Below are 13,037 nucleotides of genomic sequence, written 5' to 3' on the forward strand. Positions count from 1 at the left end.
ACCAGATCACCAACCGCGGACCGCCAGATTCCGCCCCGCCGCCACACCATCAGGCGACAACAGACCCACTCAAAGACTCACGAACCGCCCACTAAGAGGGTGAGGGAGCAGTACGGCGCCAACTGCCAACCGAGTTTTACCCGCCGCACCACGTTTGTCAGTGGTTCCCTCTACGCTCAACAACACAACCTTCGCCCTCCTTCCGGAACGCGAGCCACCTCATGGGGCCCGCAATCACACCACGGAGCGCACAACACATGTTCAGCGACGTCATCAAGGCTGCCGTCACCACGTTGCAGCAGCGCGCGATGGATACCTGGGACACGTACGACCTGGAACGTCAAGAGCGTGCCCTTGACGAACTCCTTCGCAACCACGAGAGCACCTCCGGCTCTGTCCGGCACCGCATCCGCTCGGCCACCGGCCACGCCTACGAAGTGCTGGAGCGCCGTAAGGTGATCGCCCCAAGCGATCCCGTGTCCGCCGGCCTGCGCGAGCCCAGCTACAGCGAACACGGCTTCTACCAGGTCGAGTGGCTGGACTGGATCCGTACCGAGCCGACGTTCAATCTCGTCGACCGGACCATCCTGCGCTCCCTGGCGGTAGGGGAGGATGCCGAGACCCTCGCCGCACGGCATAACCTCCCGCTGCCGCGCATGCGCCAGCGAATCAGCAGGGCCCGCCGTGCCGCGCGCCAGGCCCGAACAAACCTGGATCTGTCCCACTGAGTTTCTCGCTGGTGTGAGCGGGGAGGGGCGGGCATCGCGCTCGCCCCTCCGCCTCGCAAACCCGCTGACTTTCAAGTGCGCCCGGAAGGACGGCCGCTATGAGCACCAACCCCCTGTTCCTTTCTGCCGAGGATTCCCGCGCCAGCTTGATCCAAGTCGGCAAGGCGCTGGAGTCCATGCGTGATGCTGGCTACGACCTGACTGCTGCCGCGGGCGAACCACTGGACAACTCCATCGAGGCCAACGCCACGATCCTCCGTGTGATGCCGATCTACACTGACGATCGCAAGGCGATCGATGAAATCCTCTTCGCCGACAACGGAATCGGGATCGACCCAGCGATCCTGCACCGCGTCCTGTCCATGGGATACAGCACCCGCTACGGGCAGCGCAGAAGCCTCGGCCGTTTCGGCGTCGGACTCAAGCTCGCTGCCCTCAATATGGGCGAGCGCCTCGATGTGTATACAAAGAGGCCCGGAGACGATCGCATTTACCACACCTATATCGATCTGCAGGAGATCAAATCCGGTAAGCAGCAGTTTCTCACTAGCGCAACGGTGGAAGATTGGCCCGCCAAGGGCCGAACGCTGATGTTCGACAAAAAGGGAAAGCCCTTCCCTTCCGGGACGCTCGTTGTCTTCGGCAAAATTGATCGCCTAGAGACCGGAAGGACGTACGACACTTCACTACAAGCCAAGATCAGTGATCTGCGAAAGTTCATTGCCCGTAGCTATCGAAAGTTTATTGATGCCGGGCGCGTCTTTGAGCTTGAAGGTCGACCGATTGCCCTACATGACCCGCTCTTCCTCATGGACAACCCGCGCATCATCAACAAGTACAAGCCGCTTGACGTGCGAGGTTCCATTGTCCAGGAAGGAGATTTGGAGGTTGACGGAAACAAGGTTCACGTAACCGTGGCGTTGGTGCCGAAGGAGTTTCGTCCCCAGCGGGGAGAAGGCGGTGCCCGCGACGTGAACGGGCGCGACATCAGCGATTTCTACATCAATGATGAGAACGCAGGCAGGATCAGTATCCTGCGCAATGGCCGGGAGATCTACTACGATGTGGTCCCAAGGATGCTGCCCGGCGGGCGCACCGATAAAGCAAATCGGTACATTGGAATCGAGGTCAGCTTTCCTGCCGAGCTTGACGCGTTCTTCCAAGTTCGTCACGTCAAGCGTGGCGCTGAGCCGGTAGGCAAGCTGAGGGAGGAACTGCGTAAGTGGCTCGAGCGTCCAATCAGGCAAGCCCGCAAAGAGATCAGGGCGTACTGGGACCAAGTGGACTCTGGAAGGCGCCAGGTCGAGATCGGGCATGCCGACAGTATGAAGATTGCAGCGGATGTGGAAGCGCGATTTCCGGCGGTGGTGACGGAACGGAATCTTCCCCCTGAGAATGAGCGGGAAATTATCAGGCAGGCGATCGCTGATCTTCAACTGGACCCGACCAATCCGGAAGACAGGCCTCGTATCGACCAGATCCTCATGCAATTTGACTCGAAGCCCGTCATCCTTCTGGATGGCCAGTGGTTCGGGAAGGAATTGCTGGAGGTTCGCCACCTCAACGCCAAGTCGGTGGCTGTTCTCAATCATCGGCACCCCTTCTTCCGGGACGTCTACGCCCCCATTAAGCAGATTGCCGACAATGGAGCTGGTGGTCTGACCAGGGACGCTGTGGTGGACCTCGCGCGGCATGCAGAGGCAGCGATTGATCTTCTACTTATGGCCTTCGTTCGCGCCGAAGCTTCGCAGCCTGACCCGGACGCCTTCGACAGCCTGCGTAGTTACTGGGGAATGTTTGCGCAGGAGTACCTGAAGGAGCGCAGCTGATCCTTTATGAAGTAGCAGTCTGAACCACTCCTGTCGGTAGGCCAAGGGAATCTCGGAAGGCAATAAGAAACCATGTTTGGATCAGGCGCCACGCTCACGTTCCGCGACTACGTGCAGGGCACATGGGGCAGCTTCGCCACCCCTGCCGGCCGAGTGGACTACATCATGACCAAGGCCCGGCTCGGCGAAGACTCCCATGATCCCGAGCGCCAGCTCACGAAGAACCTCGCACCGGTGCGTGAGCTGATGCGGGCCGAGGACATGGACTTCAACCAGCTCCTCCAGCGTGACTTGGACGACCACCGTGTCGCGGAAGACATGATTCCCTACTTGCTCAAGCCGCAGCCTGCGGGCCGCCTGGCCTTCTTCCCGCCGATCGTCGCGGTGCTTCTGCCCTTCCGTAATCACCAGCCATCCAAGTTCCCGGCGCTGGGCGAGCCGACGGTGGAGGAGGACGCTGGCGCACGGTGGCAACAGGAACGCGCTGGCACCTCATTCCAGGTGCAGCGAGTGCTTGGCGCGGGTGATCGGCTGGATCCAGCGAACTTCGGCAAACTGTGGTGGAACAGGACTGAATCTCAGCTCGTCGTGCTCGATGGCCAGCATCGAGCCATGGCGCTCCTTGCTGTGGAGCGCACGATGACTAACAGCTGGCAGCAGTCGGCTGGCGGTGCCCGTTTCCGCTCCTTCTACGAGAACAAGGTCAACCAGCTGGTGAAGGAGCTTCGGCAGGCAGGCGCGGACCCGAGTACGTTCCTGGGTGGCATCGAAGTTCCCGTCGCGGTCTGTTGGTTCCCCGACCAGACCGGGGAACACACCGAACCGCACGAGGCCGCACGTAAACTCTTCGTAGACGTCAACAAGGAGGCGCGTCCGCCTTCCGAATCGCGTATTGTTCTCCTTTCTGACGCCGAATTGTCGAACGTGCTTGCGCGGAGGATGTTGAGCGAACTGCGCACCGACAAGCACGACTCGTACCTACCTTTGTACGCGGTCGAGTACGACAACCCCGAGGAGAACACCACTCGCTCGGCTCGCTGGTCGGTGCTGACCAACATTCACTTGCTGAAGTTTGCTGTCGACCGTTGCATCTTCGGGCCCGATAAGTACCTGAGAAATGTCACACTGAAGTTTGGTGGCCGTTCCAGCGAGACGGATCGAGACGAGTTCATGCGGAAGCAGCTCGACCTGGAAAGTCTCTTCCCTGAACACATCGAAGACGGCGGATTTATCTACCAGCCGCATGAGATTGGGAATCGCAGGTTCCCACTTGGCGAGAAGGGAGCCATCAGCGACCGTTTTGCTGAGACGTGGGGGAAGGCATTCCTCGCATTGCTGTCAAAGACCGCTCCGTACGCAGCCCACTCCAGAGCCCTGACCCGCCTGAAAGACGGATGGCACAAAGACGATGCCACCGGACTGGTCCTTGCGCACGACGCATTGTTTAGTGGCGTCGGCGTCTACTGGACGCTGCGTGACAGTCATGCGCACTTCCAGGACCAGAAGCAACGGGGCAGTAAGGACCAGAAGACTGACGTCATTCTGTCCTGGGAGGCACTCGAAGCCAGAAGGGCGACATTCGAGGAGTACCGGGTCCGTGAATATCTCGACTCTGGGCGCCCGATTCTCCATAAGCAGGCGAAAGCTGCCTACGCAGTCTTTAACACCCACGCCTGCCAGCTCGGTCTCATCATGACCCTTGGGTCATTGTGGGAGCTGCGTAAGGGTATGCCGAACGGAGCCGAACTCAAGGACCTCCCAGATTTCGCTGACGCCCTCGTTGCTGGTTGGAACGCCTTCTTTGCTCAAGAGAACGGCAAGGCCAAGGACCGCAGGCTCGCCTTCAACAAGGAAGAGATCAGCAATCCCCTCAACCAGATCTCGAACATGGACACGCCACAGGCGGTCTACTTCCGGTACTTCTGGCTGCAAGCACTGCTCACGCCGGCGGCCAAGGAGCACATCACTCCGTGGCTCACGGACATGGCCGCGCTTGAGCGCATGGTCAGCGAAGCCCGCGGCCTGTACCTCAAGTTGTGTACTGGGCAGCAGCTGAAGGCACTGAGGCTTAGCAGCCCCGGGCGCAAAGACGCCAAGCTTCTCCCGCAGGCTGAGAAGAACGCGAGTACCCAGCTCAAGCGTGCCTTGCGTGACTGGTTCTATGTGCCGGAGGAGGCGTACGAGCAGTGGTTTGCTGAGCGTGGCACAGCATCGGTCAACACGGTTGAGGCCTCCGAAGAGGAACTCGACTCTGGGGCGGCTGACCTTTTGGAAGAGCCTGAGGACGACGCCCTGCTGCCCAGCCAGGACGACATGGACTGATGATTTAGAGGCTGGCTGGTGCGTTTCTGTTCTGGAGGTGCACCAGCCCAAGCCGGCCCTATCCCCGAGAGCGCACAGCCCGTCAGGACGAGGCGTCACATGACTACACAGCCCGATCTCCCTGCCCCAAGCCACAGCCGGTTGGCTGGTACCGCCGCCGATGCAGTGGATTTGGGCACTGCGCTGATGCAGTTGGCCGCCTACGCGACGGCGCAAGGGGACAGACACGTGACCCTCGGCGCGCTCCTGGTACGGGCCGATCAGCTTCCGCCAGCGCTTCGCGATCTTGCCTCCCGCGTCATGCGGGCGATACCCACTAGCGGCGGATGGGCCCTAGCAGAAGAAACCTCCTCGGCTGAGTCCGGGCAAACCCTGGAGGACCGAGTAGTCGCCGTGTTGAGGGACGCTCCCGATCCGCTCACCGACACTCAGATCCTGCAACGTCTCCCAGAGGCGGGCGACATCAAGGCCGTTCGCAGCGCCCTATTCGCAGACGATCGGGTCGTCATGGCAGACACCGGAGGCTGGACGCTCGCCAATGAGAAACGTGGCCAAGAGCTCCAGCTCTTTGAACTACCCACTCCAGAAGTCTCTCCAGCTCCATCGCGAAAACGACACCGTCGCTCTCTCAAAGAACGCGCACAGCTATGCCTACGCGAAGCGAGTCACCCCTTGTCTCTCCAAGAACTCGCCGAGCGTATGGGAGATGACGTCAACGAGGGCTCCCTGAAATACCTACTGTCCACGGAGGATTCCTTCATGCGCAGCGACATCAGTGAGTGGGCACTGACGCACTGGGGCCTGCGCCGCTACACCTCCGTGAGGGAACTCGTTGCGGAAGAACTCGACGACGCAGGAGGAACCATCTCCTTCGAGGACTTGGAGCGAAACCTCGCCCGAACATTCACGATCAAGCCGTCCACTCTGCGGCAAGTCGCCTCCACAGCTCCGTACATCATCACCAGGGGCGGCATCGTGCGCCGACTCGCCAACGGGCAGCCCACCGCCCAGGATGAAGCAGACCTCATGGCCCCGTATGGTCACTCCGAGAGCGAGGCAACTGCTGGCCCAGAGATGGCCGGCCCGTCGGCTGAGGAACTGATCGATCTGATGGGACTGTCATGATGGCCACACGCCGTGCCCTGCGGGTGACCAACCTGGACAGCGACTACCGGAGCGACCGGTCAGACCTAGTAGAGGGCTTCTACATCCCCGCCCTTAGGGCGTCTACCCACTACGACCGCGCGGTCGGCTATTTCAACGCCTCCGTCCTGACAGTCCTAGGCCATGGGCTGGACGACTTTGCCACCCGAGGCGGTCATCTCCGGGTCGTCGCTTCCCCTCAGATCAAGCAGGAGGACGTGGCCCAGATCCAAGCCGGGTACGCGCTGCGTGCCGTCTTGGAGCGAGCCGCTCTACGCGACCTCGAAGAGGCCTGCCAAGACCCCCGGGCAGCGGCCGGCCTTGGGAAGCTGGGCATGCTCGTCGCCGAGGGACGCCTGGACATAAAGCTCGCCTACATCTGCGCAGACAACCGCATCGGTATGTACCACGAGAAGATCGGGGTCTTCCGCGATGAACACGACTTGGTCGCCTTCAAGGGCAGCGCCAACGAGACTTTGCCCGGCCTCGTAGGCAACTTCGAGTCCATCGAGGTGTTCCGCAGCTGGCACCCCGCAGACAGCGAGCGAGCCGTCCGCATAAACCGGGACTTCGAGGAACTATGGGCGGACCGGACACCGCTGCTGCGAGTCTTCGCCTTCACGGATGTTGCGCGGCCTCTCATCGAAGAGTGCGCACGGCGGACCGGAACCACGGATGTACCTCAGCCACCTATCGACGGCACCGTGATCACGCTGCCACGCCCCGACACCGACGGAATGCTGACTATCCCGGCGGATCTGCAAGTGCGTGACTATCAGAAGCAGGCCGTCCAACGCTGGTTCGCTCACAACTTCCGCGGAATCCTGCGCATGGCCACCGGAACGGGTAAGACCCTCACTGCCCTGTCAGCAGCAGCTCAGCTGGCGAAGCGGCTCAAACAGGAGGCCGATCTGCCGCTGCTGACGGTGATCGTTGTTCCGTACCAGCACCTGGTGGACCAGTGGGCGCAGGATGTGGAACGGTTCGGCATTGCCGCCATCCGAGCTTACGAGTCCACGGACTCGTGGTACCGAAGAGCCTCCTACCTGCTCGATGCTCTCGCACTCGGTACTGCGCGTGGCGGTGTGATCGTGACCACCAATGCAACGTTTGGCCGGGACGTCCTGCAACCGCTCCTCGCACGGCATCGTGGTCACCTGATGCTCATCGGCGACGAGGTTCACAACCTGGGCGCCCGCCAGCTCCGCGGCCACCTGCCGGATTCCGCGGTCTACCGTCTGGGGTTGTCGGCGACGCCGGAGCGCTGGTTCGACGACGTCGGCTCCGCCGCCCTGCAGGAATACTTCGGCGAGGTCGTCTTCGAGATGGGCATCGGCGACGCCATCAAGGGCGGCGCGCTATGCCGCTACACCTACACCCCAGTGCTCGTTGAACTCGACGCTGAGGAAACCGAGTTGTACGGCCAGGTCACGGAGAAGATCGCCAGGGCGCTGGCCACGCAGCAGTTCGCCGACGACGCTGAGGACGAAAGCCCCCTCGGGAGGTTGCTGCGCAAGCGCGCCAACATCCTGGGACACGCACGCGCCAAACTCCCAGCGCTGCGCCGCGAGATCAGCAAGCGCGAGGACGACTGGTTTCAGCTGCTCTACTGCGCTGAAGGCCGGCATCCCCTTGCCGACGGCATCAACGGTGATCTGGATGAGCCGACTCAGCTCGAGCAAGCGCTGCACATGGTCGGTCAGGAGCTGCGCATGCCCGCCGCGAAATATGTCTCCGAGACACCCCGTGAGCAGCGCCGCGCGATTCTGCGGCGCTTCAGCACGGGAGACGACCTTCAGGTCCTCCTCTCCATGCGGTGCCTGGACGAAGGTGTGGACGTGCCAGCAGCACGCACTGCTTACCTCGTGGCAAGTTCCTCCAACCCACGCCAGTTCATCCAGCGGCGCGGTCGGGTTCTGCGCCGTGCTCCCGGCAAAGACTTCGCAGACATCATCGACTTCATCGTCGTCCCTCCGGAAGGCGCCGAGGATCTGCATCGGGAGACGGAACGCCGGATGGTCGCCCGTGAGTTGAGCCGGGTCGCAGAGTTTGCGCGACTCGCGGAGAACGAGGCTGCCACGCTGGACATCCTGCGCCCGCTGCGCCAGCGCTACGGGCTGTTCGAGATCTGATGACTGACACAAGCCGACGTACGAGCGAGCAAGGAGGGGCGATGAGCGCTCAGGAGACCGCCAAGGAGATCTTGAACAGCCTGTCACCGGAAGCCCGGGAACTGGCGAAACGCGTACTGGAGCTGGAGCGTGAATACCTGCACGTGCAGAACCCGACCAGGCTCGCCGACCGGATCATCGATGCGGCCAAGGAGCTCGCCAAGTGAAGCTGCTCAAGCTGACCGTCGACAACTTCCGTGTTTTCCAGGGGCGGCACGTCCTGAAGCTAGAGGTCACCGAGGATAAACCCGCCATTTTGGTCTTCGGTATGAACGGCGCTGGGAAAACCACGCTGCTCAACGCGTTCACCTGGGCGCTCTACGGGACCTTCACTAACGATGTGGAGCACCGGGAGCGGGTCATCAACGACCGCGTATGGCAGGAAGCCTCCTTCGGTACCCCGGTGCATGCCGCAGTGAAGCTGGAGTTTGAGCACGAAGGCGCGCTCTTCGCGGTGCTGCGCGAGGTCAGGGCAACCAAGAAGACCGAGGCACAGAGCCTGCCCGCGCCGCAGCTGGTGGTGACCGAGACTCGCCGCGGCGAGAGCAATACGGTGACCAACGGCCAGGATCGCATCGAGAAGATCCTCCCGGAGGGGCTGCGCCGGTTCTTCTTCTTCAACGGTGAGCGTATGGAGCGGATGTTCACCGGGGACGGCAGCGGGGAGGTCAAGAGCGCGATCAAGACCCTCATGGGTCTGGAGATGATCGAACGCGCGATTGACGATCACCTTCCCTCGGCGTCCCGCAAGCTCAGGACTGTTGCCAAGAAGCTCGGCGGCGGGCGCCTGCAGGCCCTCGCCGAAGCGCAGGAAGAGATTGAGCGCCAGAAGGCGACAGTCCGCGAGCGGCTGCGGAAGCTGTCCGCCGATATCTCCAGCTACGAGGCCGAAGTCGAGGCCGCCAACAAGGCGCTACTCGACAACCGTGAAGCCGCCCCGCTCCAGAGGCGCAGGGCAAAGCTGGCCAAGGACCGTGAGCAAGAGAGGCTCCGCTACCTGGAGCTTCAGGAACGCCAGCGAACGGCATTGGCCGAGCGTGGCTTCATCGCCTTCACTGCTGGTATCGACCAGACCGTGATAGATCTCGCAGAGGGCATGCGCAGACGACAGGAGCTCCCTGCGGGCATCCAGCGCGACTTCATCAACGGGCTGCTGGATGACGGCTATTGCATGTGCGGTACAGCCGTGCCCCCCGGTTCGCCAGCGCATGCGGCGCTCACCGGGCGTTTGGACAACGCGGGGCTAGCCGACGTTCAGGCGCGTTGGATGAACCTCCGCGGCAACGCAGCACGACTCATCGATGCCCGCAACGCACTCCTGGGGGAACTGCGGGGTATCAGTAGTGACCTTCAGTCTGCCGGCGCCAAGATCGATGAAATCGACGCTGAAGAGAGCGAAATTGCCCGCCAGCTGAAGGGCGGGGGTGAAGTTGACGTCCAGAAGTTGGAGGACAGGCGTACGGAATTCGACGAGAAGCGTATTGAGGCACTCGGTGCTCAGCGGGACGCTGAAAAAGAGATAGAACGCCTGGAGGAGGACCTTACTCGCTCGCGCCGCCAGATCCACGCTGCCAAGGTGGAGGATGACGAAGCCCGTCGCATCCAGAGGCAGATGGCGCTCGTGGATGAGGTCCAGGAGGCATTCGGCCGGATCCTCGAAGTACGCACCGCCGAAGTACGCCAAGAGCTTGACACGAAGGTCAAGAACGTCTTCTCGCGGATCTGCATCAAGCCGTTCACGCCGGAACTGACCACTGGGTTCGAGCTGAAGCTGCACGCGAACGCCGCAGGCCCCGCCGCGATCCGCAGCACCGGTGAGAATCAGATTCTGGGCTTGTCCTTCGTTGGCGCCGTCTCTGAAATGGCCAAGGCGATCCACGAACGCAAGCAGAAAACGGAACGAGGGAGCCTTGACGAAGGCGGCGTCTACCCCGTCGTCATGGACGCCCCCTTCGGTAATCTCGACATTGAGTACCAGGACCAGGTTGCCGAGTCCCTACCTCAGCTCACCTCACAGATCGTGACGCTGCTGTCGCAGTCCCAGGCGCGTGGTCAAGTTCTGCAACACCTGCAGGCAGCCGCATCCCGCATGTACGTCCTGCGGTCAGTCACCTCCAAGGAAGACGCCAAGGAGCAGACCATCACGATCAACAACCGCGCGGTGCCGTACGTCACCCGAGGCGACTTCGAGCACACCATTTTGGAAGAGGTGACTGTCTGATGGCCGAAGAGCGGTTCCGGCGCCCGGCTGATCACGAAGACCTCTTGGCCGCTCTGGCGGGCAAGAGCGGCCCTTTCTCAGCCATGTACGAAGCGATCATGTTCGCCGCCGCACTCGGTAAGAGCAAGGGGCGGCGGGAACCATTCGAGAAGACGGGAGAACCCATCAACCTGTCCCGAGTGGAGAACCGGCCGTTCGGGGACGTGCTCCTCGATCTGCTCGCTGCCGCAGAGAAGCCGGATGACGCCAAGATCCTGGCAGACGACCGGCTCAAGGAACGCGTTCAGATTTTCGAGGAGTACGCGAACTGGGGCCTGAATTACATTCAAGGCGAGCTCAACGCGAGCAGAGGACGGGACGTAACGGCAGTGCTCAGCGCCCTGGTCATGGAGGCTCTTACTGCCTCACCTGACGAGGAACGCGACGTAACCACCGAGATCCTCGCCACTGGAGAACTCGACTGGTGACGACTCCGGGTGGGGGAGACACGCTCGTGCCTCCCCCACCCCGCCCTTGTCAGCTCCGGGACCTCCGCGACCTGCCCCGCTCCCCAGCCTCCCCCCGCTGCGCCTCCAGGGCGTCATCGGGGAGGCTGGGACTAATGATCAGGCGCTCCCGCAGTTCGGGGACGAGTTCACGCTCGTCGCGGAAGACCGGTCGCACGGCCCCCAACCGCCGAGTGACCGCAGCGACAAGGTGATCCGGAACCTCCACCGAGAAGGCGGCTCTCCAGCCCGCCCTTGGCAGGCCAGCAGCCAGGTCCCATCCCTCTCCGCGGTTGACACCGGCACCTGCTTCATCGTCCGCCGTGGGGTCAAACCATCGTGTGCGGGCAAGGCCGTCCGGCGAGACATAGCGGATCCCCAGGCCCTCGGTGGCTTCGCCCTCGCCGTCGTCCTCCGGTCCCACGTACGAGTGAGTCGTCCGCCAGCCGGCCTGGGCGAGTGGGGCGACCACTAGATCAAGGTCGCGGTCATCCAGCAAAGCGTCTCGTCCGTCCCCGGCGAGGTCGTATGTGAGAGCTTCGGCGAACGCGGCAACGAGCTCACTCGGAGTGCCATGTGAGAACCCTGCCGTCCATGCAAAGGGATGCAAAGGAGCCACAGCGACACCCACGATCCACAGCGAGGTGTAGACGGGGTGCGTGGGCAGATAGCCGATCCGCGCGCGCCGGCACGGGCTGTCCAGCACCACGTTCGCAACACCGGTGGAGCCCACCGACCACCCGAAATCGTCTCGGAGCGGATAGACGACACGGGCAGCACCACTGCGGTCCTCACCCGCCAGATAGACAGGGGAGACCCTGAGCGCCTTGGCCTGGTCGATACCCCGTACGGCAGCGGCGCCGCGGGAATCGCTCGTCATGTTGATACCTTCCAGATTCAGGACGGCCGTTCGCAGGAGAGGCGAAACGTCCGCAAGCGGAGGCAGCAAGGGACCGGGGGCGCGCTCCCCTTATGGATGCGAATCGCCTTGCTGACCTGGTGTTTTACCGGCACCTGTACGTTGACATGCTGTCGAGCGTTGTCTCCAGCCGTGGGCGTCTGCTGTGAGCGATGTTGTGGGTGACTCGCCCGCCGCGCATGTGATCGTGTACCCGGTGATGGGGCTATTTCGATTTCCCTAGCCCCTGCTAAGGCATGGAGCAAACCTGATCCGTTGATCTCCCCACCCTTCGTGTGACCTTGTTCGGTCTCTTCGCGTGATCTCCTCCGGCGTGTCGAGTTGGCCCCGGAGTGTCGTGGAGAGCCTGCCTGGGCCAGAGTTCGGCCTTGTCGGGGTCCGAACGCTCACGCGGGAGGAAGACCTCGAGTACGAGTCCGTTGCGTAGCGCGTCGCACCAGCCATAAGCCAAAAGCAGGAGGAGGACGACGGAAGTTGGGTTTCGCGGAGAAGCGCGGAAGCTACTGGCGCGGCCGATACAAGATCGCACCCGGCAAGCACCTCACGGTCGTCGACGAAAACGGCAAGGCGATCCGGTTCGCCACCAAGGGCGAGGCGCAACGGGCGGCAGCCGTGGCCGAGAACAAGTACCGGCGCGGCGACTGGCGCGACCGAGCACTTGGCCAGGAGACCTTCGGCGAGTATGCGAACCGCTGGTACGAGGCTCAGGACCTGGCCGCCTCGACCATGCAGAACTACCGGCGCCATATCGAAGAGCACCTGCTCCCCGAGTTCGGGGACAAGGCGCTGGCCGGCATCCTGCGCACGGACGTCGACCTGTGGGAGAAGAAGGAGAAGGCCGTCTACGCGGCCTCCAGCGTCAAGACCTGGCGCTCGACGCTCCACGTGATCTTCGAGGACGCGATCGACGCGGGCATGATCACGTCCAACCCGGCCGCCAGGCGGCGCGGGCGCGGGAAGCGCGCCGGCCGCTCCCGCGACCGCGGCCCGGAGAAGGTCTTCACCGACGCGCTTGGCATCCTGCTGACCGCCGAACGGGCTGCCCTGCTTTCCGGCCGCGACGACGAGTTCGTTGCCGTGGTCCTCAAGGGGTACACCGGCATGCGCTGGGGAGAAATCGTCGGCTTAGGCGTCGTCTCATTTGGTGAGTCTGCGGTAGCAGATGAGGCTGCAGGCGATGGCGGTGAAGGCCAGGAAGTGTTCGGCCTTGCGTTCGTAG

At 62.6% G+C, this 13,037-nt stretch carries 10 protein-coding genes; 9 read left to right on the forward strand and 1 reads right to left on the reverse strand.

What is annotated here, in order from left to right:
- Nucleotides 1-257 precede the first annotated feature (257 nt).
- The 8 genes from ACWD4G_RS45225 to ACWD4G_RS45260 all read left to right on the forward strand — a co-directional run bounded on the left by ACWD4G_RS45225 (nt 258) and on the right by ACWD4G_RS45260 (nt 10,881).
- Nucleotides 258-728 carry a hypothetical protein gene (locus tag ACWD4G_RS45225; protein WP_451304528.1) on the forward strand — a complete coding sequence of 157 codons (471 nt, stop codon included), beginning with the start codon at nt 258-260 and terminating at the stop codon, nt 726-728.
- Nucleotides 729-826: 98 nt separating this feature from the next.
- A complete protein-coding gene (locus ACWD4G_RS45230) occupies nt 827-2,557 on the forward strand; it encodes an ATP-binding protein (RefSeq protein ID WP_451304530.1) in 1,731 nt (576 codons plus the stop codon).
- Between the two features lie 165 nt (nt 2,558-2,722).
- On the forward strand, nt 2,723-4,879 hold the full coding sequence (locus ACWD4G_RS45235) for a hypothetical protein (RefSeq protein ID WP_451304532.1): 2,157 nt from the start codon (nt 2,723-2,725) through the stop codon (nt 4,877-4,879).
- A 228-nt stretch (nt 4,880-5,107) separates the two neighbouring features.
- Nucleotides 5,108-6,004: a hypothetical protein gene (locus ACWD4G_RS45240; RefSeq protein ID WP_451304534.1), complete on the forward strand. Its 897-nt coding sequence runs from the start codon at nt 5,108-5,110 to the stop codon at nt 6,002-6,004.
- Complete coding sequence (locus ACWD4G_RS45245) at nt 6,001-8,154, forward strand: DEAD/DEAH box helicase family protein (RefSeq protein WP_451304536.1); 2,154 nt, start codon at nt 6,001-6,003, stop codon at nt 8,152-8,154. The genes ACWD4G_RS45240 and ACWD4G_RS45245 overlap by 4 nt, the downstream gene beginning before the upstream one ends.
- 41 nt (nt 8,155-8,195) lie before the next feature.
- Nucleotides 8,196-8,360, forward strand: coding sequence for a hypothetical protein (locus tag ACWD4G_RS45250; RefSeq protein ID WP_451304538.1), 165 nt, complete (start codon nt 8,196-8,198; stop codon nt 8,358-8,360).
- Nucleotides 8,357-10,414, forward strand: a complete 2,058-nt coding sequence (locus ACWD4G_RS45255; protein WP_451304540.1) for an AAA family ATPase — start codon at nt 8,357-8,359, stop codon at nt 10,412-10,414. The genes ACWD4G_RS45250 and ACWD4G_RS45255 overlap by 4 nt, the downstream gene beginning before the upstream one ends.
- A complete protein-coding gene (locus ACWD4G_RS45260; protein WP_451304542.1) occupies nt 10,414-10,881 on the forward strand; it encodes a DNA phosphorothioation-associated protein 4 in 468 nt (155 codons plus the stop codon). Before ACWD4G_RS45255 ends, ACWD4G_RS45260 begins: the two co-directional genes overlap by 1 nt.
- Before the next feature lie 49 nt (nt 10,882-10,930).
- On the opposite strand, the gene ACWD4G_RS45265 is transcribed toward ACWD4G_RS45260, so the two are convergent.
- Nucleotides 10,931-11,779: a DUF317 domain-containing protein gene (locus tag ACWD4G_RS45265; protein WP_451304544.1), complete on the reverse strand. Its 849-nt coding sequence runs from the start codon at nt 11,777-11,779 to the stop codon at nt 10,931-10,933.
- Between the two features lie 513 nt (nt 11,780-12,292).
- Here ACWD4G_RS45265 and ACWD4G_RS45270 point away from each other — a divergent pair.
- Nucleotides 12,293-13,037: tyrosine-type recombinase/integrase (locus ACWD4G_RS45270; RefSeq protein WP_451304546.1), on the forward strand; the 745-nt coding region annotated here is incomplete at its 3' end.

Source organism: Streptomyces sp. NPDC002643 (assembly GCF_053592555.1).